General features: G+C 58.0%; 22 protein-coding genes and 1 tRNA gene. All 23 read right to left on the minus strand.

What is annotated here, in order from left to right; translation table 11 throughout:
* Window positions 1-97: 97 nt before the first annotated feature.
* Window positions 98-173 (minus strand) — tRNA-Val (locus IV01_RS14245).
* 176 nt (window positions 174-349) lie between these two features.
* Window positions 350-1,111 carry an SDR family oxidoreductase gene (locus IV01_RS0125010; RefSeq protein WP_032628207.1) on the minus strand — a complete coding sequence of 254 codons (762 nt, stop codon included), beginning with the start codon at window positions 1,109-1,111 and terminating at the stop codon, window positions 350-352.
* An 11-nt stretch (window positions 1,112-1,122) separates the two neighbouring features.
* Window positions 1,123-2,334 (minus strand): O-succinylhomoserine sulfhydrylase, encoded by a 1,212-nt coding sequence (locus tag IV01_RS14240; RefSeq protein ID WP_032628208.1) that lies wholly within the window; start codon window positions 2,332-2,334, stop codon window positions 1,123-1,125.
* Window positions 2,335-2,352: 18 nt separating this feature from the next.
* Complete coding sequence (gene purF, locus IV01_RS14235; protein WP_032628211.1) at window positions 2,353-3,861, minus strand: amidophosphoribosyltransferase; 1,509 nt, start codon at window positions 3,859-3,861, stop codon at window positions 2,353-2,355.
* Between the two features lie 12 nt (window positions 3,862-3,873).
* Window positions 3,874-4,461 (minus strand): CvpA family protein, encoded by a 588-nt coding sequence (locus IV01_RS14230; RefSeq protein ID WP_032628213.1) that lies wholly within the window; start codon window positions 4,459-4,461, stop codon window positions 3,874-3,876.
* A 241-nt stretch (window positions 4,462-4,702) separates the two neighbouring features.
* On the minus strand, window positions 4,703-5,386 hold the full coding sequence (locus IV01_RS14225; RefSeq protein WP_032628214.1) for an SPOR domain-containing protein: 684 nt from the start codon (window positions 5,384-5,386) through the stop codon (window positions 4,703-4,705).
* Entirely contained in the window at window positions 5,370-6,677 is a 1,308-nt protein-coding gene (gene folC / locus IV01_RS14220) for a bifunctional tetrahydrofolate synthase/dihydrofolate synthase (protein ID WP_032628217.1), read from the minus strand. The genes IV01_RS14225 and folC overlap by 17 nt, the downstream gene beginning before the upstream one ends.
* Window positions 6,674-7,594, minus strand: coding sequence for an acetyl-CoA carboxylase, carboxyltransferase subunit beta (gene accD, locus IV01_RS14215; RefSeq protein ID WP_032628219.1), 921 nt, complete (start codon window positions 7,592-7,594; stop codon window positions 6,674-6,676). Before accD ends, folC begins: the two co-directional genes overlap by 4 nt.
* A gap of 302 nt (window positions 7,595-7,896) precedes the next feature.
* Window positions 7,897-8,517: a phosphoribosylanthranilate isomerase gene (locus IV01_RS14210; protein WP_032628221.1), complete on the minus strand. Its 621-nt coding sequence runs from the start codon at window positions 8,515-8,517 to the stop codon at window positions 7,897-7,899.
* 58 nt (window positions 8,518-8,575) lie between these two features.
* The gene (truA, locus tag IV01_RS14205; protein ID WP_032628223.1) at window positions 8,576-9,400 is read right to left on the minus strand and encodes a tRNA pseudouridine(38-40) synthase TruA; all 825 of its coding nucleotides are present in this window, start codon (window positions 9,398-9,400) and stop codon (window positions 8,576-8,578) included.
* A gap of 157 nt (window positions 9,401-9,557) precedes the next feature.
* Window positions 9,558-12,353 carry a FimV/HubP family polar landmark protein gene (locus IV01_RS14200; protein WP_032628224.1) on the minus strand — a complete coding sequence of 932 codons (2,796 nt, stop codon included), beginning with the start codon at window positions 12,351-12,353 and terminating at the stop codon, window positions 9,558-9,560.
* Between the two features lie 113 nt (window positions 12,354-12,466).
* On the minus strand, window positions 12,467-13,477 hold the full coding sequence (locus IV01_RS14195; protein WP_032628225.1) for an aspartate-semialdehyde dehydrogenase: 1,011 nt from the start codon (window positions 13,475-13,477) through the stop codon (window positions 12,467-12,469).
* Between the two features lie 79 nt (window positions 13,478-13,556).
* A complete protein-coding gene (locus IV01_RS14190; protein ID WP_032628227.1) occupies window positions 13,557-14,117 on the minus strand; it encodes a DUF1285 domain-containing protein in 561 nt (186 codons plus the stop codon).
* A 9-nt stretch (window positions 14,118-14,126) separates the two neighbouring features.
* Entirely contained in the window at window positions 14,127-14,732 is a 606-nt protein-coding gene (locus tag IV01_RS14185; RefSeq protein WP_032628229.1) for a DUF4823 domain-containing protein, read from the minus strand.
* Between the two features lie 259 nt (window positions 14,733-14,991).
* Window positions 14,992-15,669, minus strand: a complete 678-nt coding sequence (locus IV01_RS14180) for a TetR/AcrR family transcriptional regulator (RefSeq protein WP_032628230.1) — start codon at window positions 15,667-15,669, stop codon at window positions 14,992-14,994.
* Between the two features lie 395 nt (window positions 15,670-16,064).
* Window positions 16,065-16,850: a TatD family hydrolase gene (locus tag IV01_RS14175; RefSeq protein ID WP_032628233.1), complete on the minus strand. Its 786-nt coding sequence runs from the start codon at window positions 16,848-16,850 to the stop codon at window positions 16,065-16,067.
* A gap of 12 nt (window positions 16,851-16,862) precedes the next feature.
* Window positions 16,863-17,219, minus strand: coding sequence for a PilZ domain-containing protein (locus tag IV01_RS14170; protein ID WP_032628235.1), 357 nt, complete (start codon window positions 17,217-17,219; stop codon window positions 16,863-16,865).
* Between the two features lie 30 nt (window positions 17,220-17,249).
* Complete coding sequence (locus IV01_RS14165) at window positions 17,250-18,236, minus strand: DNA polymerase III subunit delta' (RefSeq protein WP_032628236.1); 987 nt, start codon at window positions 18,234-18,236, stop codon at window positions 17,250-17,252.
* Window positions 18,229-18,864, minus strand: coding sequence for a dTMP kinase (gene tmk, locus IV01_RS14160; protein ID WP_032628238.1), 636 nt, complete (start codon window positions 18,862-18,864; stop codon window positions 18,229-18,231). Before tmk ends, IV01_RS14165 begins: the two co-directional genes overlap by 8 nt.
* A 19-nt stretch (window positions 18,865-18,883) precedes the next feature.
* The gene (gene mltG / locus IV01_RS14155) at window positions 18,884-20,110 is read right to left on the minus strand and encodes an endolytic transglycosylase MltG (RefSeq protein WP_032628239.1); all 1,227 of its coding nucleotides are present in this window, start codon (window positions 20,108-20,110) and stop codon (window positions 18,884-18,886) included.
* Window positions 20,107-20,928, minus strand: coding sequence for an aminodeoxychorismate lyase (gene pabC / locus IV01_RS14150; RefSeq protein WP_032628240.1), 822 nt, complete (start codon window positions 20,926-20,928; stop codon window positions 20,107-20,109). Before pabC ends, mltG begins: the two co-directional genes overlap by 4 nt.
* Window positions 20,928-22,172: a beta-ketoacyl-ACP synthase II gene (gene fabF, locus IV01_RS14145; RefSeq protein WP_032628242.1), complete on the minus strand. Its 1,245-nt coding sequence runs from the start codon at window positions 22,170-22,172 to the stop codon at window positions 20,928-20,930. The genes pabC and fabF overlap by 1 nt, the downstream gene beginning before the upstream one ends.
* Window positions 22,173-22,274: 102 nt before the next feature.
* Window positions 22,275-22,514 (minus strand): acyl carrier protein, encoded by a 240-nt coding sequence (acpP, locus tag IV01_RS14140; protein WP_032628245.1) that lies wholly within the window; start codon window positions 22,512-22,514, stop codon window positions 22,275-22,277.
* Window positions 22,515-22,699 lie beyond the last annotated feature (185 nt).

Raw genomic sequence — 22,699 nt, forward strand, 5'->3', positions numbered from 1 at the left:
GCGACCCCCGGCGTGACAGGCCGGTATTCTAACCGACTGAACTACCGCTGCGCGTCGGTGGACTTTCGTCCGGTATAACATGAAGCTCTTCAACGAGTGGTGGGTGATGACGGGATCGAACCGCCGACCCGCTGCTTGTAAGGCAGCTGCTCTCCCAGCTGAGCTAATCACCCTTGCTTCGTTGAGGCCGCGAAATTTACGCATATGACACACGTAAGTCAAGAGCCTGGTTGAAGTTTTTTGGAAGCAGCATAAAAGCAGCTGCAAGCTTCAAGCTTCAAGCGGTAAGCCAGAAGCAACAAAGCGAACCCGCGGGCTCGCTTTTGCCTTCTCTTGTAGCTTGCCGCGGCTACCGATAGATCATCTTCTTGCTGATCCCACCGTCGACCACGAACTCCTGCCCCGTGACAAATCCGGCATTCCTGGACAGCAGCCAGGCAACCATCGCTGCAACGTCTTCCACCGTCCCCACTCTGCCGGCAGGGTGTTGCGCGTGATCGGCCTCTGAGAGGGGCTCAGCGCGCCTTACAGCGGCATCCCGAGTGTCGATCCAGCCAGGACTGACCGCGTTGACTCTGATCTCAGGCCCAAGGCTGATCGCCAGCGAGTGAGTCAGAGCCAGCAGGCCACCCTTGCTCGCCGCATAAGCTTCAGTATCGGCTTCGGATTGTCGGGCGCGTGTCGAGGTCAGATTGATGATGCTGCCGCAGTGAGCCCGCAGATACGGCGCACAGTGTTTGGCGAGCAACATGGGGCCGCTGAGGTTGACTGCCAGCACACGGTTCCAGTGCGCGAGGCTCAGGCTTTCAAGCGTACTGTTGTGAGGATCGGCAATCGCAGCGTTACAGACCAAGGCATCCAGACGACCGAATTGGCCTATCACCTGAGCTACACCGCTGGCGACCTGCTCCTCGCTGGCGACATCCATGGCAACGAATGTGGCGTTGTCGCCAAGCGCCTCGGCCACCCGCTGACCACGTCGTTGATCAACATCCATCAGGACCACCTGCCAACCCTCGGCAATCAGCCAGGCAGAAATCCCCAGACCAATCCCACGCGCCGCGCCGGTGACCAGCGCCACCCGACCATTGCTGGTCGTGGTGGCTGGCATGACCCAGTCATTCACAGTGCTGCCAGACCCCGGGCGAGATCCGCCTTAAGGTCGGCAACATCTTCCAGACCTACAGCAACCCGGATCAGGCTGTCGCGAATCCCCGCCGCTTCACGCTCTTGAGGCGCAAGACGCCCATGGGACGTGGTGCTCGGGTGGGTGATGGTGGTTTTGCTGTCACCGAGGTTGGCGGTGATCGAAATCAGACGGGTCGCATCAATGAAACGCCATGCGCCATCCTTGCCACCCTTGACCTCAAAGCTCACTACGGCCCCGAAACCCTTCTGCTGACGCTGTGCCAGAGCATGTTGCGGATGGCTCTCGAGACCGGCGTAGTGCACTTTCTCGATGCCGTCCTGCTGCTCCAGCCACTGGGCCAGCTCCAAAGCACTGGCACAGTGAGCGCGCATGCGCAGGTTCAAAGTTTCCAGGCCCTTGAGGAAGATCCAAGCGTTGAACGGGCTGAGCGTTGGCCCCGCAGTACGCAGGAAGCCCACGACTTCTTTCATCTGTTCGCTGCGACCGGCAACCACACCGCCCATGCAACGGCCCTGACCGTCGATGAACTTGGTGGCCGAGTGCACAACCACGTCAGCACCCAGCAACAGCGGCTGCTGCAACGCTGGAGTACAGAAGCAGTTATCTACCACCAGCATCGCGCCCTTGGCGTGAGCGATTTCAGCCAGAGCGGCGATATCCACCAGTTCCGCTAGCGGATTGGACGGTGACTCGACGAACAGCAATTTGGTGCTGGGCTTGATTGCAGCGTCCCAGCCAGACAGTTCAGCCAGTGGCACGTAGTCAACTTCAACGCCGAAACGCTTGAAGTACTTCTCGAACAGGCTGATGGTCGAGCCGAACACACTGCGCGACACCAGCACATGATCGCCAGCGCTGCACAGGCTCATGACCACTGCCATGATCGCGGCCATGCCGGTGGCCGTAGCCACCGCCTGCTCTGCGCCTTCCAGCGCCGCGATACGCTCTTCGAACGAGCGCACGGTCGGGTTGGTGTAACGCGAATAGACGTTACCTGGCACTTCACCCGCGAAACGCGCCGCCGCATCGGCGGCTGTGCGGAACACGTAACTGGAGGTGAAGAACATCGGATCGCCATGCTCACCTTCCGGCGTGCGGTGTTGACCGGCACGCACGGCAAGTGTGTCGAACCCTACGCCTTCAAGGTCGCTGTCCAGCCGACCGGCATCCCATTCCTGAGTCATGCGCCCTCTCCCTGATGATTAGTTGTTGTACAGATCGATAATCGCGCTCACTGCCTGGGTCTTGACCTTGGAAGCGTCGTTACGCGCCTGCTCGATCTTGTTCAGGTAGTGCTCGTCGATATCACCCGTCACATACTTGCCGTCGAAGACCGAGCAATCGAAGTTGTCGATCTTGATCTTCTTGCTGCCACTCACCGCCTCGATCAGGTCGCTGAGGTCCTGATAAACCAGCCAGTCAGCGCCGATCAGATCAGCAACGTCCTGGGTGGTACGGTTATGCGCGATAAGCTCGTGAGCACTCGGCATGTCGATACCGTAGACGTTCGGGTAGCGAACGGCCGGGGCGGCAGAGCAGAAGTAAACGTTCTTGGCACCGGCTTCGCGAGCCATCTGGATGATCTGCTTGCAGGTGGTGCCACGCACAATGGAGTCATCCACCAGCATCACGTTCTTGCCGCGGAACTCAAGCTCGATAGCGTTGAGCTTCTGGCGTACGGATTTTTTCCGCGCTGCCTGACCCGGCATGATGAAGGTCCGGCCGATATAACGGTTCTTGACGAAACCTTCGCGGAATTTCACGCCCAAGTGGTTAGCCAGCTCCAGCGCCGCAGTCCGGCTGGTGTCCGGAATCGGGATAACCACGTCGATATCGTGATCAGGACGCTCGCGCATGATCTTGTCGGCCAGCTTCTCACCCATGCGCAGACGCGCTTTGTAGACCGAGATACCGTCGATGATCGAGTCCGGACGCGCCAGATAGACGTGTTCGAAGATGCACGGTGCGTATTTTGGATTGGTGGCGCACTGACGAGTGTGCAGCTTGCCATCTTCAGTGATGTAAACCGCTTCGCCCGGAGCCAGGTCGCGAATCAGGGTGAAACCCAGTACGTCCAGGGAAACGCTTTCCGAGGCGATCATGTACTCGACGCCTTCATCGGTATGACGCTGACCAAAGACGATCGGGCGAATCGCATCCGGATCACGGAAACCGACGATGCCGTAACCGGTAATCATCGCGACCACGGCGTATCCACCACGGCAGCGCTTATGCACGTCGGTCACAGCCGCGAAGATGTCTTCTTCGGTAGGCTGCAACTTGCCGCGCACGGCCAGTTCATGGGCGAAAACGTTGAGCAACACTTCCGAGTCGGAGTTGGTGTTGACGTGACGCAAGTCAGATTCGTAAATCTCCTTGGCCAGTTGCTCGACGTTGGTCAGGTTGCCGTTATGCGCCAACGTAATGCCATACGGCGAGTTGACGTAAAACGGTTGGGCTTCGGCGGATGTGGAGCTGCCCGCTGTTGGATAACGCACATGGCCAATCCCCATATGCCCAACCAGACGCTGCATATGGCGCTGATGGAACACATCCCGAACCAACCCGTTGTCCTTGCGCAGGAATAACCGGCCGTCGTGGCTGGTTACGATACCGGCAGCGTCCTGGCCGCGGTGCTGGAGGACGGTGAGCGCGTCATACAGCGCCTGATTGACGTTCGACTTACCGACGATACCGACGATGCCACACATGCGACACAACCCCTACTTAGTGGTACTGGATTTACCGATCACTTCCTGCGGCATTTTAGGCGGCATGAGGTGATCCTTGAACGGCAGTTCAGCAGGTACGCTGATGCCGCTGGCGAGCCACTTGCTGGACATCCCGAGAATCAGGTTTTTCGACCAGTCAGCGACCATGAGAAATTGCGGCAGCAACCTGGATTGCTGCCACCATTGATCCTGTTGTACCGGCCCCAGGCTCAACAGCCCGACTGCCACTACGACAAGCAAGCCTCCGCGCGCAGCGCCGAAGACCATGCCGAGAAAACGATCGGTCCCGGAAAGTCCGGTGACACGAATCAGTTCTCCGATAAGAAAGTTGATCATTGCGCCGACCAGCAAGGTGGCGACGAATAGAATAGTACAGGCCGCAATAACCCGAAACGACGGCGTTTCGATGTAATTGACCAGATAAACCGATAATCCCGCACCGAACATCCAGGCGACGACACCTGCAATGATCCAGGTCACCAGCGACAGTGCTTCTTTGACGAAGCCGCGCTTGAGACTGATCAGAGCGGATATGACGACGATCCCGAGGATCGCCCAGTCGACCGGGGTAAATGGCACGTTTGAGCCTGCGAACAGATAAGGCGGCGCATTTTAGCAGAGCGCCGACCTGCCGGTAAGCGAGATTTCCGGCCCAGGCTATGTGAAAACGTAGCGAGCGACGGCAAGACAAGGCAAAAACAGGCGAAAAAGCGGAGTCTAGGTGTTCTAAATGAGCATTTTTCGCCTGTTTTTAACGCAGTATTGCCGAGCGCAGTAGTTTTCACACAGCCTGGGCAGGCCTGCAATCACCTGTAAAGCATCAGCCATGCTCAGGCTGAAAACGCACGACGATACCCTTGAGTTTCTGCTGTTTATCGAGCTGATCACGCAAGCGATCGGCTTCTGCGCGCTCGATCAGCGGACCCACAAATACCCGATTCACGCCATTCGCAGTACGGATATAGGCGTTATAGCCCTGAGTGCGCAGGGTTTTCTGCAGGTTATCGGCATTGGCCCGATTGGACATGCTGGCCAATTGCACCGACCAGCTCACCGACAGGCCATTGGCATCGACCCCACTAGGCGCTGCTGGCTTGGCGGCAGCTTGCGCAGGCGCTGTTGCCGGGGCAGGCGTCGGAGTCGCTGGAGTGGTCGCAGGTTTTTGCGCAGGCTTGGCGGCCTGGGCAGGCGGCGTCACTGATTTCGTCGCAGGTGGCGCAGGTGGCGCAGGTGCGATAGGCATCGATGGCGGCTGAGTTTCGTTGCTCAGGTCATCGTCCGTAGGTACCGGTTCCTGAGGCAAGGCTTGGGGCTCAGGAACAGGCACGGGTTCAACCTGCACCTGAGGCGCCACAGGTGCCTGAGGAGCAGCAGGCGCATCGACCTGAACATGGTGCGTCTCATCCTGCCGCGTGAACAGCATTGGCAGGAAGATCACCGCCACGGCAATCAGCACCAGAGCACCAACCATTCGCTGTTTGAATACGTTATCCAGCAGTGCCATTTGCAGCTTCCTCTTTGGCGTGCCGGGTCAACCATTCCAGGGCCTCGGCTACACAGTAAAAAGACCCGAACAGCAAAATCTCGTCATCGGCCGTGGCGTGCGCACACTGGGCTTCCAGTGCCAACGCAACACTCTGATAGGACGCCACTTTCGCGCCAAGGTTCTCAAGTGCCATCTGCAAATCCGCAGCTGGACGACTGCGGGACGTGGGCAGCGGTGCAACGGCCCAGTCCTGAATACTCGCCGCCAGCTCGGCCACGACGCCATCCAGCTCTTTGTCAGCCAGCAAACCGAACACCGCGAAACGCTTGCCGACGATGGCACGTTGCGCCAGACGGCTGGCGAGGAACTGCGCCGCATGGGGATTGTGGCCCACATCCAGAAGCAGGTTGAGGGTCTTGCCATGCCAGGTGAACGATCTACGATCCAGGCGACCGGTAATACGGGTACCCACCAGAGCAGTACGAATCAGCTCAGGTTCCCAAGCGATATTCAGCAAAAGGAAGGTTTGCAGCGCTAGCGCGGCGTTTTCCATTGGTAAGTCGAGCAATGGCAAATCACGCAGCTCGACCTTCCGACCCTGAGTATCCCGACCCGCCCAGTTCCAGCTGTGGCTGTTTATCGACAGATCAAACTCACGACCTCGCAGCGACAGCGGACAGTTCAATTCCCGGGCTTTGTCCAGCAACGGGGCTGGAGGCAATGGATCGCCACACAGCGCCGGACAGCCCTCACGGAAAATACCTGCCTTCTCGAACGCGACCGACTCACGGGTATCACCCAGCCAGTCAGCGTGATCGACGCCAATACTGGTTACCACCGCAAAATCGGAATCGATGAGATTGACGGCATCCAGACGGCCGCCCAAACCGACCTCGAGCACCGCAACATCAAGCCCGGCTTTCTCGAACAACCAGAAAGCAGCCAGCGTGCCCATCTCGAAGTAAGTCAGCGTGACATCACCGCGAGCCGCCTCTACGGCAGCGAAAGCATCACAAAGCTCCAGGTCGGTGGCTTCAACGCCCTGCACCTGCACCCGCTCGTTATAGCGCAGCAGATGCGGAGAGCTGTAAACACCGACTTTCAGGCCTTGAGCCTGAAGCAAAGACGCCAGAAAAGCGCAGGTTGAACCCTTGCCGTTGGTGCCGGTGACTGTGATAACCCGAGGCGCAGGTCGGGTCAGACCCAACTGCTGCGCCACCTGTCGCGACCTATCCAACCCCATATCGATGGCAGATGGATGCAGCTGCTCGAGATAGGCGAGCCAGTCGCCCAGGGATCCTGGGGTCATACCGTGGCCGGTGCCGGCGGGACGATCACAGGCTCAAGAACAGGCGCAACGAACTTCGGTGTCGGCAGGTTCATCATCTGCGCCAGCAGGTTACCCAGACGCAGACGCAACTCCTGACGGTGGATGATCATGTCGATAGCGCCGTGATCCAGCAGGAATTCACTGCGCTGGAAGCCTTCCGGGAGTTTTTCGCGAACGGTCTGCTCGATAACCCGCGGGCCGGCAAAACCGATCAGCGCCTTCGGCTCGGCCACAATCACGTCACCCAGCATCGCCAGACTCGCGGAAACGCCACCGTAAACCGGATCGGTGAGTACGGAGATGAACGGCAGGCCTTCTTCACGCAGGCGAGCCAGAACGGCAGACGTCTTGGCCATCTGCATCAGGGAAATCAGCGCTTCCTGCATGCGTGCACCACCGGAAGCGGCGAAGCAGATCATCGGGCAGCGCTTTTCCAGTGCGTAGTTGGCGGCCTGAACGAAACGCTCGCCAACGATTGCACCCATCGAACCGCCCATGAAGGAAAATTCGAATGCGCATGCCACTACCGGCATCCCCAACAGCGAACCACTCATGGAGATCAGAGCGTCTTTTTCGCCGGTCTGTTTCTGGGCTCCGGTCAGACGGTCCTTGTATTTCTTGCTGTCGCGAAACTTCAGGCGATCAACCGGCTCCAGCTCAGCACCGATCTCGGCGCGGCCTTCGGCGTCCAGAAAAATATCCAGACGGGCCCGGGCACCGATGCGCATGTGGTGGTTGCACTTGGGGCAAACGTCCAGGGTCTTTTCCAGTTCCGGACGATAAAGCACCGCTTCACAGGACGGGCATTTGTGCCAAAGGCCTTCGGGGACCGAGCTTTTCTTGACCTCGGATCGCATGATCGAAGGGATCAGCTTGTCTACCAACCAGTTGCTCATGCTTTGTTTCTCCAGTACCGGTGGCTCGAACGCGTGGCGACTCAGCGCCCAGCGCATGCCCTTGAGCTAAATTCGTAAATGGCTTGAAGCTGGAACCGCGACCGCGTTATGGCAGGCCCTGCAGGTTCAGCAACTTCAATCGTGACTCTGTTGGATCATGATTCTGTTTCAGCCGTGGCGAGGATGTAAAACCGCCCTAGCCCGTATAAATCCATAACGCCTCGCCAGAGGCGCAGACAGGGTTGTGGACGATGGCCAGTGAAAAACCGTCACATCAAGTCAACAACCCGACCAATCTGCCATCAAGCGCCGTGAACCGCACTCATGAACGCGCGGATCTTGTCGTGATCCTTGATACCCTTGCTCTTTTCGACTCCACCACTGACGTCAACTGCGTAAGGTCGAACCTGAGCAATGGCCTGAGCGACATTGGCTGACGTCAACCCGCCCGCCAGAATAATGGGTTTTTCCAGACCGTCCGGGATCAAGGCCCAATCGAACGTCTCCCCGGTGCCGCCTGGGACACCCGACACAAACGTATCGAGCAGGATACCGCTGGCTTTTGAATACAATCGGCAGCTCGCGGCAATATCATCACCGGCTTGCACACGCAGCGCCTTGATGAACGGGCGATGATAACCCTCGCACTGCTCTGGCGTCTCGTCGCCATGGAACTGCAACAAATCCAGCGGAACCGCATCCAGCATCTCGTTCAGCTCGCAACGGCTGGCATTGACGAACAACCCGACAGTGCTGATGAACGGCGGCAGCGCTGCGATTATCGCCCGGGCCTGCTGTACGGTGACCGCCCTCGGGCTTTTAGGGTAGAACACAAAACCGATGGCGTCGGCACCCGCTTCAACGGCGGCCAGTGCATCCTCGATGCGGGTAATCCCACAGATCTTGCTGCGAACGGCTGACATGTCATTAACCTCGAGCCTTTCGGAAAGGCCCGGATGTTAACAAATGCTGCAACAAGCGTCAGCCGTCCAGTTCCGAGAACCCTGTAAGAAAATGCGGCCCGATAAAGCGTTCAGGCAGTGGAAACTCATCTCGATACTCAACCTGAACCAGATAAAGACCAAAAGGATGGGCTGTCACGCCTCCTGTACGACGCACCTTGCTTTCCAGCACTTCTTTAGCCCATTCCACGGGCCGCTCGCCGGTCCCGATGGTCATCAACACGCCTGCGATATTGCGCACCATGTGATGCAGAAAGGCGTTGGCACGTACATCAATGACAATCATTTTGCCGTGACGCGTTACCCGCAGATGGTGCAGTTGCTTGATCGGAGACTTGGCCTGGCATTGCCCGGCACGGAAGGCGCTGAAATCGTGTGTGCCTACCAGATACTGCGCAGCCTCGGCCATGCGCTCTGCATCCAGAGGACGGTGATTCCACGTGATCTCCTGATTCAAATGCGCAGGGCGGATCTGATCGTTATAGATGACGTAACGGTAGCGCCGGGCGATGGCCTTGAAGCGGGCGTGAAAGTCCGCTGGCATGACTTTGGCCCAACTGACACTGATGTCGTGGGGCAGGTTGATATTGGCACCCATTACCCAGGCCTTGAGTGAGCGCTCGGCCTTGGTATCAAAATGCACCACCTGGCCGCAGGCATGCACCCCCGCATCGGTTCGACCGGCGCACAGTAGCGAAACCGGAGAATCCGCCACTTTTGACAGCGCATTCTCGAGAGTTTCCTGCACGGTCAATACGCCGGACGCCTGACGCTGCCAGCCGCAGTAGCGCGAGCCTTTGTATTCGACTCCGAGCGCAATTCGGAAAAAGCCATCGGCCGCCATCTCGGCAGCCGGGTTATCTATGTTCGCCAAGAAGTTAAAGCCTGTCGGTTTGCGAAATGGCGGCCATTATAGAGCCGTCAAAAAAAGACGCCATGCACTCGGCGCCATAAATGCAAACGGCCGCATAAGCGGCCGTTTACTGTGCTACAGAACGGGATCAGGCGAGGCGCCCGAGCATTTCTCTAGCTTCGGTCTTCTGGCCGTCATTGCCTTCGGTAACCACTTCATCAAGGATGTCGCGAGCGCCGTCGCTATCACCCATTTCGATATAGGCACGGGCCAGATCGAGCTTGGTGGCGGCTTCGTCGGTACCGGACAGGAAATCAAACTCTGGCTCGTCGTCCATGCCTGCCATGTCATCCGCCGTAAAGCTTGGCGTCTGGAACGGCTCAGCCATGGGCGGGGTTTCCAGGTTTTGCGACAAACGCTCCAGCTCGGCATTAACGTCATCAATCTCCGAAGCGAAAGCCTGAGTTGCCTGATCAGTTTCGATCTCGTCAGCCAGCGATAAATCGAAATCGTCGGGAAGATCCAGATCATGCTCCGGTTCCAGAGGAGTTTCTGGCACAGCGGCTGGCGTTTCACCCAGATCCAGCGGCTCGTTTTCCAGACTGAGCAGGAAATCGTCTTCAGTGGTCAGCCCCGGCTCGTCTTCAGCAAGGTCCAGGTCGAAATCATCCAGATCATCAGGAGCACTGACCGCTGCGGCTTCGTTCTGCTGCCTCAACAATGACTCGAAACTCGGCTCTTCCACTGGCGCCAACGTGGGGGCATCAAGCTCAAAATCGTCTGCTGACGGCGAAGTTTCGGGCTCGGCGATATCCTCAGGTGGTGCCTGATCGAGGTCATCGAGGCTCAAGTCGAAATCGTTGTCCAGGTCATCATTTTCAGCTTCGACGATAGCCGCAGGTTCCGGCTCCGGCGCCAAAGGTGCTGGCTCTGGTGCTGGTGCTGGCTCGGCCTCCGGCTCATCGAGCAACAGGCTCTCGACGTATTTGGCGTCCATCTCGGCCGCCAATGCGGCGGCAGTGGCGGTTGCGGCTGCTGCAGTCACGGCGGCAGCGGCGATGGTCGGGTTGTTGTCTTTTAGCTGCTCGACCTCAGCTTCATTCTTTCCCCTGGCCACCACTTTGCGCTCATGCGCGGCGAACGCCTTGGTATTGCCCTGCTCGGCGTAGATCTCCATCAGCTTCAGACGGATGTCGTCGCGTGACGGATCGACTTTGACTGACTCTTCCAGCAGCTCGACAGCTTGATTCATGCGCCCGTAAGCGATATGGATTTCGGCCTGGACCAGCGGATCGGCGGGACGCTCCTTGGCAGCTGCAACTGCGGCAGCAGCAGGCGCCATTCTCACGCCTGGCGGTGGAACATCCAGACCATCGAAGCTGGCTTGTGGCAGCTCCATGTCCATGTCGGAAACGAAGTCGGACTCCTCAGCCAGCGCACGTGCCATGCGGCGATGCTTCTCGGCTTCAGCCTTGGCATTGCGACGGCGGGCCAGAAACAGCATCAACAGCAACAGTAGCAACACCACCGCACCGCCGATAATCCCGAGTACTACCGGGTTATTGAGCAGCTGTTTGAAGGGATCCTGTTCATCGACCTCCTGCGCGGCAACCGGATCAACCACCAGCGGCTGCTCCGAACCTGGCGTCGCCACCTGAGCGGCACCTGCTGGCAGCGCATCTTCCGGCGCAATCTCACCCGGCGGCTTAGCAGCTGCTTCCGGCGAGCCGGGAGTGGCGACCAGTGAGGCAGGCAAAGCCGGATTTGCTGGATTTGCGGCTGGGGTATTTGCAGGAGCAGCGCCGGGAACTACAGCCCCTGAAGCCTGCATTTTGGCCAATTGATCGCTCTTGAGCTGGATCAGACGCTGCATTTTGTCGAGCTGGCTTTGCAGATCGTTCATGCGGCTCTTGAGCTCGGCATTATCACGACGCGCGGTGTCGAGGTTTTCTTCAGCGACGGCCAGCTTGTTGGCGAGATTCTTATCGCCAGCAGCGCCTTTGGCTGCAGAGTTCGAACCCGCAGAAACCAGGCTCAGATTATCTTTGGCTTCAACTTGAGCCGGAGCGGCGCCGGCTCGATCACGGCGCGTAGCATCCAGTTGGCGAGCGCCAGTGGGCAGATTGCGACCCTGACGCCAGGCCTGATTCTGTGCCGCCACTTCGCTGATAGCCTGGGGCTGAGGCATGGTTCTTGATTGCTGCGGACTCGGCAGGCGCAACACCTGGCCTTTCTTCAGACGGTTGATGTTACCGCCGATGAACGCATTGGGATTCAACGCCTGAATCGCCAGCATGGTCTGCTGGACAGTGCCGCCATTGCGGACCTTTTCAGCGATTTCCCAAAGGGTGTCGTTGTTAGTGGTGGTATACAAAACCGGCTTGGTTTCAGATCCCGCAGCAGGTGGCGTTTGTGCCGCAGGCTCCTGGGCGGGTGCTGGAGGCGGTGTCGCCGGCTGCTCAGCAGACGGAGCGGTGCTCGGCAACTGCGCAGGCGCTGCGGGGCTTACTGGAGCGGCAGCGGCAGCAGCGGCCTCAGGCGAATACTTTGGCGGGTCCAGTAACAGGCTGTACTCACGCAGCAGACGGCCATTTGGCCAGAGCACTTGCACCAGGAATTTCACGAAAGGCTCACGTACCGGCCTGCTTGAGGTAATACGCAGAACACTCTTGCCGTTGGCGTTGATGACCGGCGTAAACGTCAGATCATTGAGAAACGCCTGGCGGGTAATCCCGGCCTGGGCAAAATCGGCAGTGGTCGCCAGACTCGGCACCACCTGCGCAGAGTTGAGGCCCTGAGCTTCCGTCAATTCTATTTCGGCTACCAGTGGCTGGTTCAGGGTCGACTTGACCGACAATTCCCCAAGGCCCAGCGCCTGCGCCATTCCCGATGACAACGCTGAAGCAGCGGCAATTGCTAAAACCAGTTTACGAACCTGAACCATAGCCCATCCCTTGTTAAAAAATTCCTCGGTAGCCGAGAAGGTAAAAAGCACTCATCTCAGCTACAAGGACACGTCCGGCTAGAATGATTCTTCAAATTGTTGCCAAGTATCTTTTACACATAGTCTTTTATCAACAATTCAGCAACCTGCACAGCGTTCAACGCCGCGCCTTTGCGAACATTGTCAGCCGTTACCCACAGACTGAGCTCACACGGATCGTCAATTCCACTTCGTACTCGTCCTACATAAACAACGTCTTGTCCTACAGCATCACCGACCGCAGTGGGGTAATCGCCGGCTTCTACCAGCTCGATACCGGCCGCCGCTTCCAGCGCCTTGTTCACTGCTGCGAGGTCCACGGGTGCCGCTGTAGCCAATGAAACAGTGAAGCTGTCGCCAAAGAACACTGGCACTTGTACGCAAGTGGCTGCCACCTTGAGTAAAGGCAGGGCCAGCAACTCGCGCAACTCGGCAACCAGACGTTTTTCCAGCGGTGCATGGCCGTCAGCATCCGGCGCGCCGACCTGAGCCAGCAAGTTGAACGCCATCTGACGATCAAAGAACCGCGGCTCCAAAGGACGCACGTTGAGCAATTCAGTGGTCTGGCGCGCCAGCTCGGCGACGCCCTCACGGCCCTGACTGGAGACTGCCAGACAAGCCGTGACATTTACGCGCAAGATCTCAAGGATTCCGCGCAGCGGCGCCAGGGTCAATGCCAATGCCGCACCGGAAGCACTCGGGCTGCTGACCTGAAACGGCTTGCCGTAGGACTCCACCAGTGCGGCATTGATTTCAGGGATCACGCCCGGCGCCTGCTCCGCTGTCAGGCCGCCGGACAAATCGATCACCGAGCAGCCCGCGGCCGTGGCCCGTGCTGCATAGCTGCGGGTGATGGCAGGACCTGCTGCAAAAAATGCGACCTGCGCTTTGCTGAAGTCGAATTCGTCAACTTCACGCACGCGCACGTTCTTGCCCCGGAAAGGCACCGAGTGGCCCGCCGATTCAATACTGGCCAGTAAATGCAGCTGTGCTACCGGAAAATCGCGTTCTTCAAGAATCTGGACGATGGTTTCGCCGACAGTACCGGTGGCGCCGATCACGGCAATATCAAAGGACTGACTCATGCAAAAACCTCAGGTAAAACGGGGAGCGGCACTTTAACCGCGCCGTCCGGCGCAGGCAATTGAGCGCACGATTTATCGATCAGGGCTCAAGCCCGATAGGAAAGAACTGTCCGGAACTCCAGACCCCAAGCCAGCGCTGCCCCTCTATTTCACGGGAAACAGCCAGTTCTACCAGCTGATAGAACACATTGCGATGGATGAGCGCCTCAAGATTGACCCGTACATTGACGTAAGGCGCAGGCTCACCGGTTTGTGGATCTGTAAGGACGCGCAACAGATGCTCGGGCCCGGCAACTGTCTGATCCTCGACATTGGTGGTAAAGCGCAGAATCTGCTGCTCGCCCTGCCCCTCCACGTCCAGCATGACCGCGACGAAGGGCGCATCATCAACCGTGATCCGCACCTTCTCCACCGGGGTGATTAGAAAATAGTCATCGCCGTCGCGTCGCATGATGGTGGAAAACAACCGAACCATCGGCTTGCGACCAATGGGCGTACCCAAGTAGTACCAGGTCCCGTCCCGGGCGATACGCATATCGATATCGCCGCAGAAATCCGGGTTCCACAGATGAACAGGCGGCAACCCTTTGCCCTTGGGAATCTGCGCGAACAGATCGTTGGCCTTACCGGTACTGCTCATGTTTGCTCCTTAACGACTGACGCCCAACAGGCTACGAGCGTATTCCTCAAGGGGCGGTGCAAGCAAATCTTCCGGACTGGTGTTGTACAGCGTCAGCAAACCGCCACGAATGTGAATCCGGGCACTGTCGATCAGATAACGAGTACTGGTTTCAATAACCATGAGTTGGATCACGCCATTGTCGATACCGAGACGATCGACAGCCTCTTGATCGATCCACTCATCAGTGTTTCCGATCCTGTCGTCGGCCCTGGCAAACCGGGTATAGAGCAAATAATGCGCGCCCATGGAACGGGCTTCAGTCATGGCTTCGTCCAGACCCAGCGGTGCACGGGCCCTGCGGACCATGGGGAAGTATTCGACGAAACCATTAAAGGCTTCTTCAGCGACCACATTCTGGCGAGGAAGAGGTCCTGCACCGTGGGGCGCGAAAGCCCCTTGGGCGATATAAATGAAGGAATCGGCCTGCAGGCGGAAATTGTTGAGGCGACGGGTATTGCTGTGGTCGAGAATCCCCGCATCACTAAGTTGATCACGAGTGCCCTGAGCCATATCGCTGACACTCATACAGCCATTTAACGCCAACAGCGCCAGTAGCAGAACCAGGCTACGCATTATCCCCTCCCAAATACCGGTGACGGAAAACCGGCGAATGGTCGTCGGATGCAGCTTCCGCGCCAGAGCGGCCAGGGAAGGGAACAATCTCGACATCAAGGTGGAAAAAAGTTTTTTGGAGATTCTACGGTTGCCAGCTAACTGAAGTGCGACGTGGGACGGGTTTTAGCCGGGAAAGCGGCATCTCTGACAAACAATAATCATTGATCGTCCCGACCTCTTCCCGGTTAGAGCCGGTCCCACGTCACGAGGGCCGAAGTCAGGTCTCAGTAGGATCGACTTTTGATTCAGCTGCTGCCACTTCAGTCACCGCATCCGGATCACGCTTGCGCTTGTTGCCCATGCGCACGCCGATATCCATGAGGAACTGGAAAAAACCTTCCTGATCTTCCAGTACATTGCTCCAGAATGGCGAATGGTAGAGCGCTACGGCACCATGCACCAACGCCCATGCGGCACAGTAATGGAAATACGGAGGCACGTCTTCGAGCTTGCCTTCGTTGATCCGCCCTTTGATCAGCAGCGTCAGATGCTCGAAGTTCGAGGCGCGGATCTTGTGCAACTCCTCGACCATTTCCGGAACCTGATTGCCTTTGACAACCTTTTCTTCGAGGCGGTCGAACAAACGATAACGCTGGGGATCGCGCATACGGAACTCGAAGTAGGCACGAGACAGCGCCTCCTTGTCTTTTTCCAGATCAGCGGAATGCAGCAGCTCGTTCAAATCCCGCTCGTAGTCGAGCATCAGGCGCAGATAAATCTCCGCCTTGGATTTGAAGTGCTTGTAGATCGTGCCTTTGCCGATACCCACAGCATCCGCAATCATCTCCACGGTGACGCTGTCTTCACCCTCATCGAGGAACAACTTAAGCGCGGTGTCGAGAATTTCCTGCTCGCGGCGGCGAAACTCACGGACCTTACGAGGTTCTTTTTGCATAGGAAAGGGTCTGTAGGGGCTCTAAATCGAAGCCCGGTATTATGCCTAACTTGCGCGAAATTGCACGGATCATCCCATTCAGGTAACGCAAATGCGTGGAACGGTATCGAGGCCCGTATCTAATGTGGGAGCACCGGGGTGGAGCTCCTGCAGGGACGGCCGCGCAACTGCGATATCGGACTCAATAACCGCTGCGCTATTCCAAAACTGTTTAAAAAACGTACAGAAGCAGCTGGACGCACGGTAATCCTGACCAATACTTAGAAAGTTGGCGCGACATCTCCCCCCAAGTGACGCGCCAGTAAAGGTGCCGATGGATAGCGCACCTTTGTTTTACTCCTAATGGTCTTAACCCGGATTCACCCCCCAGAACCCGGGTTTTTTTTGCCTGCAATTCAGCCCTTAAGATGAGCCAGAGGAAAAAGCCGAGCAAAGTTGGCAGTGGTCAACGCAGCGAAATCCTCATAGGACTCGCCCCGCAACATGGCCAGGAACTCGGCGACCTCGCGCACGTATTGCGGCAGGTTTGGCTTGCCACGATAAGGGATGGGCGCGAGATAAGGCGAGTCGGTTTCCACCAGCAAGCGATCTGCGGGGACCTGCCGGGCCACATCTCTCAAGGCGTCGGCATTGCGGAAGGTGACGATACCCGAGAGTGATATGTAGAACCCCAGATCCAGCGCGGCCTTGGCCATGTCCCAGTCTTCGGTGAAGCAATGCAGAACGCCGCCTTGAGGCAGCGCCGCCTCGCGCAGCAAAGCCAGCGTATCGGCGCGGGCGCCACGAGTATGCACAATCACCGGCTTGCCAGTGACGTTGGCGGCTTCAAGGTGCAGACGAAATGACGCCTGTTGCAGCTCGGCCGCTTCAGGCTCGTAGTGGTAATCCAGGCCCGTTTCGCCGATGGCGACCACGCGAGGATGATTCAACTCCCCAAGCAACCAGTCCAGCGCAGGCGCTTCGCCGGGCTTCAGATCCAGGGGATGAATACCCACGGAGCAATCCACATCGTTATAACGCTCGGCCAGGGCCTTGACCGCTGCGGCGTTATCGGCACTGACGCCGATACAGAGAAAGTGTCCGACGCCTCGGGCCCGGGCAGCGTCAAGTGCCGCATCGAGGGAGCCCGCGTGCTCGGCGAGGTCGAGACGATCAAGGTGGCAATGGGAATCTACAAGCATGGGATCGGGTGTCTACATCGTGTGGGTTGGGCGGTCGGACTTCAGAGCACCGACCAGGTAAGTTTCGATCAGGCTTCGAGCGGTGTTGTCCCCATCATTGAACTGCACGCCCACGCCCGCCGCACGGTTGCCCTGTGCCCCCTTGGGCGTGATCCAGGTGACCTTGCCCGCGACTGGCACCTTCTCCGGCTCATCCATCAGGTTGAGCAACATGAACACCTCGTCACCCAACTTGTAGCTTTTACTGGTGGGGATGAACAGACCGCCGTTCTTGATGAAAGGCATATAAGCGGCATACAGGACGGACTTGTCCTTGATGGTCAGCGATAAAATGCCATTACGTGGACCGGAATTCAGCGGCAAGCTCATGACAGCTCCTTGGCTCGGGAATGAGTAATCCTAACGTTGTTGGGGCATCGCTGCCCACTGCACCAGCAAGGCTTCAAGCAACAGCACGCGATTGAGATTGGCTTTTGACATGACCTTCTGACGCTGCGCCAGTATCCAGTCCTGAATCTCCAGAACCCGACCCTGGGCGGTTTTTTGCGCGAGGTATTGAAGCACCTTGCGCATGTCAGCCAGCCCCAACCCCTCTTCGTCTTCGGTCAATTGATAACGCAGAATGAGATTCGACCAGTCACAGAACCAGTCGAACAGAAGCAGCAGCGGAATATCTTTCCAGCCTTCGGCCAATTGGGTCGGCGACTGCTGTTGCTTGAGCAGTTTCTTTACGCCATCGACCACTTGCGCACGCTGTTCGCGCACACCCTGAGCCTGGAGCTTGACCGCTGCCAACGGAGACCCTGCGGCAAGGACCAGCAATTCGCGGCGTTCGTCTTCACTACATTCAGGCAATGCCAGCGCCAGCCAGTCCAGACTCATTTTCTCGCCGGGGAGTGGGCAGGCCTGCTGCACACAACGGCTTTTCACGGTCGGCAACAATCTGCTGGGCTGATGGCTGACCAACAGCAGCACGGTATTGCCGGAAGGCTCTTCGAGACTTTTCAGCAAGGCATTGGCCGCGTTGATATTCATGGATTCCACCGGCTCGATCAGCACCACCTTGCGACCGCCCATTTGCGCGGTCTGCACAACGAAGCTCACCAGATCACGAACCTGATCGACCTTGATCGCCTTGTCCGCCTCCTCTGGCTCCAGCACGTAGTTATCCGGGTGGCTGCCTGCCGCCAGCAGCATGCAGGATTTGCACTGACCGCAGGCATCCAGACCTTCAGGACGCTGGCACAGCAAACTGGCCATCAAACGCTCGGCCAGCGCGCGCTTGCCGATTCCGACAGGACCGTGCAGCAGATACGCATGAGCATGCTGGGCACGTCCGGCCATCTGCTGCCAGAGCTGCTCCTGCCAGGGATAAGCCTCAGCCACGACGATAAAGCTCCAGCAGTTGCGGCAGTAAAGCGTCGAGAGACAGCTGCACTTCCGATAATGACAACGCGGCGTCCACCAGACGATAGCGTGCGGGCGCAGCCTTCGCCCTGTTCAGGTAGGTGCTGCGCACGGCTTCGAAAAATGCCCGGCCTTCCTGCTCGAAGCGATCCAGCTGCCCCCTGGCGGAGGCTCGCGCCAGGCCGATTTCAACCGGCAAATCGAACACAAGGGTCAGATCCGGACGCAACTGGCCCTGGACGAAATCCTCCAGCACGGCGATCCGCTCCTGGGACAACCCGCGCCCGCCACCTTGATAGGCATACGTTGCATCGGTGAACCGATCACATAACACGATGGCACCACGGGCCAGGGCCGGACGAATCACCTGCGCCAAATGCTGCGCCCGCGCCGCGAAAACCAACAGCAACTCGGTATCGGCCGCCATCGACTCATCGCTAGGTGCGAGGAGCAGGTCACGAATACGCTCGGCCAGCGGCGTTCCTCCAGGCTCACGAGTGAGCACCACGTCGATGCCTTCGGCGCGCAGACGGGCTGCCAGGTATTCTCGATTGGTGCTTTTACCAGCGCCTTCCGGCCCCTCAAGGGTAATAAACAGGCCGGTCACAGGCAGTCCTCATTCATCTTCATTTAGGGCTTTGCTCGTTCTGCGGGGCAACATCTTCTGCCGCAGGCTTGGCATCCGGCGCCGATTGCGAGTCGGTTGCCGTGCCAGGGACAACAGGCGGTGTCGGTTCGGCAGGTGTGGCCGGCTTTACGGTAGGCGTAGGCGCCACCGGTGCAGCGGCTGCAGGTTCAGGCGCTACCACAGGTGACGAAGCCGGTGCCGGGCTTGAGCGATAATCGGCACGACGTTTGAGCTGGAACTCGCGAACCGCCGCATTGTGAGCGTCCAGATCGGCGGAGAACACATGACTGCCATCGCCTCGCGCCACGAAATACAGACTATTGCCCGCTACCGGGTTGAGCGCAGCATGTATCGCCTCGCGCCCCACCAATGAAATCGGCGTAGGCGGCATACCGGCAATCACATAAGTGTTGTAAGGAGTCGGTTCTCTGAGATGAGCACGAGTCAGCTTGCCGTTGTAGCGCTCACCCAGGCCGTAGATTACGGTCGGATCAGTCTGCAAAAGCATGCCCATTTGCAGACGGCGCACGAACACTCCGGCAATCTGCCCGCGCTCCTGAGGAACACCGGTTTCCTTTTCAACCATCGAGGCCATGATCAGCGCCTGATACGGATTGGAATAAGGAGCTTCAGCAGAACGCTTGGCCCACTCCTCATCCAATACCTCATCCAGGCGCCTATAGGCCTGCTTAAGAAGCTCGGCATCGCTCATGCCCCGCACGAAGCGGTAAGTGTCGGGGAAAAACCGGCCTTCCGGGAAAACGTCAGGGTGACCAATTTTGCTCATCAGCTCTGCATCACTGAGTCCCGCCAGCGTCTGCTCAAGTTTGGGCTGCTTGGCCAGGGCGGCTCGCACCTGACGAAAGTTCCAGCCTTCAACCAGCGTCACGCTGTACTGTACGACTTCACCCCGCTGCCAGAGCGCCAGCAGTGCCTGGGCGTCCATCCCTGGCGTCATGCGATATTCACCGCTATGCAGCGACTCGCTGGCGAGATTGAAGCGCCAGTAGAGACGCAGCCAGAATGCATCCTTGATCACCCCATCAGCCTGCAGGCGATTGAGCAGGCCCGTGGGCGTCGAACCCGCCGGAACATCCAGCAGTTGCTCCTGGGTGACGTTCAGGGGTTGATGCAATGCCTGATTCTGCTCCCAGTAAGCCACGCCAAGGCCAAGACCCGCCAGGACGATACCGGTTTCCAGCAGCAGCAATAATTTTCGAATCACGAAACGATATCCAGAAGCGCAAGGGCTGTGCGTTGAAGTTTACGGGTGAGTGGACCTACCGGCCAGCCCAGCTGTTCGAAGCGGCAAACAGGCCAGATACCGTAGACACTGTTACAGACAAAGACTTCATCGGCCTGTTGCAGGTCAATGCCATAGACATCGCGAATCTCAGAGGCGATACCCAACCCACGTGCCTGCTCAAGCAACGCGGCGCGCATCACGCCAGCGACGCCACAACGACTCAAGTCAGCGGTGACCAACACCTGATCCTTGATGAGGAACAGATTGCTGTAGACCCCTTCGATTATTCGTCCGCTGCTGTCACGCATCAATCCTTCGGCATAGGCAACATCCTGCCACTCGGATCGAGCCAGCACCTGTTCGAGGCGATTGAGATGCTTCAGTCCGGCCAGCAACGGCTGCTCGGCCAGACGGGTCGCACAGGGAAACAACGAGATGCCGTGTTCGGCATTAGACGCTGGGTAAGCTGGCGTCGGGCTGCCCTGAAGAATTCTGCGAGGTTTCGAATCAGAGGAAGATGCGTAGCCCCGTTGGCCGTCGCCACGGGTCAAAATCAACTTCATCACGCCGTCACCCAGTTGGGTGGCGAAGGCCAGCAGCTCATCGCGGATCAGCGGCAGATCGGCTGCAATAGCCAACCGATCACAGCCACTGCCAAGGCGCTGCATGTGAAGTTCAAGGAGTGATGGCCGCCCTGCCCTTACCGCGATGGTTTCAAACAAGCCATCGCCGTAAGCCAGCCCCCTGTCTTTGACAGATAGTGTCTCGGCAGGCTGGCCATCAATCCAGTCAGGCATTACTCGGCAAACCGGCGGAACACCAGTGAGCCGTTGGTACCGCCGAAACCGAAGGAGTTGGACAGCACGACATCGATTGGCATGTTCCGCGCCTCGTGAGGCACGAAGTCCAGATCGCAGCCCTCACCCGGCTCATCGAGGTTGATGGTCGGCGGCGCTACCTGACCATTGATGGCCAGCACGCTGAAAATCGCCTCCACCGCACCCGCCGCGCCCAGCAAGTGACCAGTCATGGATTTGGTCGAACTCACTGCCAGCTTGTAGGCGTGATCACCAAATACACTCTTGATCGCATTGGCTTCAGCGAGGTCGCCGGCCAATGTTGAAGTGCCGTGAGCATTGATGTACTGGACCTGGTCAGCGTTGACTTTGGCATCGCGCAACGCATTGACAATGCAACGGGCAGCACCGGCACCGTCATCCGGCGGCGAGGTCATGTGATAAGCATCGCCACTCATGCCGAAACCGATGAGCTCGGCATGAATCGTGGCGCCACGGGCCTTGGCGTGCTCCAGCTCTTCGAGGACCAGCGCGCCGGAACCGTCGGAGAGTACGAAACCGTCACGGCCTTTATCCCAGGGACGGCTGGCACGGGCGGGATCGTCGTTGCGGGTGGACAGCGCCCGGGAAGCACCAAAGCCGCCCATACCCAGACCACAGGCGGCCATCTCGGCACCACCGGCGATCATGACGTCGGCTTCGCCATAGGCGATGTTGCGTGCCGCCATGCCGATACAGTGCGTACCTGTGGTACACGCCGTGGCGATGGCGTAGTTAGGTCCCTGTGCACCCAGATGGATCGACAGGAAACCGGAAATCATGTTGATGATGGAACCCGGCACGAAAAACGGCGAGATACGCCCCGGACCCTGCTCATGCAGCGAACGGCTATTGTTTTCGATATTGGTCAGGCCACCGATACCCGAACCCATGGCAACGCCGATGCGCTCGCGATTTGCATCAGTGACTTCCAGCCCGGAATTACGCACAGCCTGAAAGCTGGCAGCGAGACCGTACTGGATGAAAAGATCGAGCCGGCGGGCCTCTTTGGGCGCCAGGTACTCTTCAACGTTGAAGCCTTTGATCGAGCCGCCAAAGCGGGTCGTGTAAGCCGAAAGGTCTGTGTGTTCGATAAGGCCAATGCCACTGCGGCCAGCCAGAATACCCTGCCAACTGCTTGGTACATCCGTACCCAATGGCGACAGCATACCCATACCGGTGACCACGACGCGTCTACGCGACACAGGACTCTCCTTTTTCTCATTACAGGACATCGTTCCAAAGAAAAAACCGCACGCCGATTAAGGCAGTGCGGTTTTTCCCGTGACAGCAGTAACGATTACAAATTATTTCGCCTCGTGGGCGTTAACGTAATCGATTGCAGCCTGAACGGTGGTGATTTTTTCAGCTTCTTCGTCAGGGATTTCAGTCTCGAATTCCTCTTCCAGAGCCATCACCAGCTCAACGGTATCAAGGGAGTCAGCACCCAGGTCTTCAACGAAGGAAGCAGTGTTAACAACTTCCTCAGCTTTGACGCCAAGTTGCTCGACAACGATTTTCTTGACGCGTTCTTCGATGGTGCTCATACCTGGTTTTAACTCCTAGTGGACAAATTTGGGCAGCTGGCCGGTGGGTAAGTGTATAGAAGAGGTTTTGCGCATTTCAAGCTTAATGCTCAACCCTCAAACCTCACCATCCTGCTACCCATGAATTAGATTGCAGCTTTATAACGGATTTTAGACAGCACGTATGACATTTTTTTGATGCGATC

Source organism: Pseudomonas syringae, from assembly GCF_000737245.1.
Classification (GTDB): domain Bacteria; phylum Pseudomonadota; class Gammaproteobacteria; order Pseudomonadales; family Pseudomonadaceae; genus Aquipseudomonas; species Aquipseudomonas syringae_J.

Bases quoted from the DNA above. Each gene is read 5' to 3' on its own strand.
- IV01_RS0125010 (WP_032628207.1), bottom strand. From the start codon at position 1,111: ATGCCAGCCACCACGACCAGCAATGGTCGGGTGGCGCTGGTCACCGGC.
- IV01_RS14240 (WP_032628208.1), bottom strand. From the start codon at position 2,334: ATGACTCAGGAATGGGATGCCGGTCGGCTGGACAGCGACCTTGAAGGC.
- purF (WP_032628211.1), bottom strand. From the start codon at position 3,861: ATGTGTGGCATCGTCGGTATCGTCGGTAAGTCGAACGTCAATCAGGCG.
- IV01_RS14225 (WP_032628214.1), bottom strand. From the start codon at position 5,386: ATGGCACTGCTGGATAACGTATTCAAACAGCGAATGGTTGGTGCTCTG.
- folC (WP_032628217.1), bottom strand. From the start codon at position 6,677: ATGACCCCAGGATCCCTGGGCGACTGGCTCGCCTATCTCGAGCAGCTG.
- accD (WP_032628219.1), bottom strand. From the start codon at position 7,594: ATGAGCAACTGGTTGGTAGACAAGCTGATCCCTTCGATCATGCGATCC.
- IV01_RS14210 (WP_032628221.1), bottom strand. From the start codon at position 8,517: ATGTCAGCCGTTCGCAGCAAGATCTGTGGGATTACCCGCATCGAGGAT.
- truA (WP_032628223.1), bottom strand. From the start codon at position 9,400: ATGGCGGCCGATGGCTTTTTCCGAATTGCGCTCGGAGTCGAATACAAA.
- IV01_RS14200 (WP_032628224.1), bottom strand. From the start codon at position 12,353: ATGGTTCAGGTTCGTAAACTGGTTTTAGCAATTGCCGCTGCTTCAGCG.
- IV01_RS14195 (WP_032628225.1), bottom strand. From the start codon at position 13,477: ATGAGTCAGTCCTTTGATATTGCCGTGATCGGCGCCACCGGTACTGTC.
- IV01_RS14190 (WP_032628227.1), bottom strand. From the start codon at position 14,117: ATGAGCAGTACCGGTAAGGCCAACGATCTGTTCGCGCAGATTCCCAAG.
- IV01_RS14185 (WP_032628229.1), bottom strand. From the start codon at position 14,732: ATGCGTAGCCTGGTTCTGCTACTGGCGCTGTTGGCGTTAAATGGCTGT.
- IV01_RS14180 (WP_032628230.1), bottom strand. From the start codon at position 15,669: ATGCAAAAAGAACCTCGTAAGGTCCGTGAGTTTCGCCGCCGCGAGCAG.
- IV01_RS14175 (WP_032628233.1), bottom strand. From the start codon at position 16,850: ATGCTTGTAGATTCCCATTGCCACCTTGATCGTCTCGACCTCGCCGAG.
- IV01_RS14170 (WP_032628235.1), bottom strand. From the start codon at position 17,219: ATGAGCTTGCCGCTGAATTCCGGTCCACGTAATGGCATTTTATCGCTG.
- pabC (WP_032628240.1), bottom strand. From the start codon at position 20,928: ATGCCTGACTGGATTGATGGCCAGCCTGCCGAGACACTATCTGTCAAA.
- acpP (WP_032628245.1), bottom strand. From the start codon at position 22,514: ATGAGCACCATCGAAGAACGCGTCAAGAAAATCGTTGTCGAGCAACTT.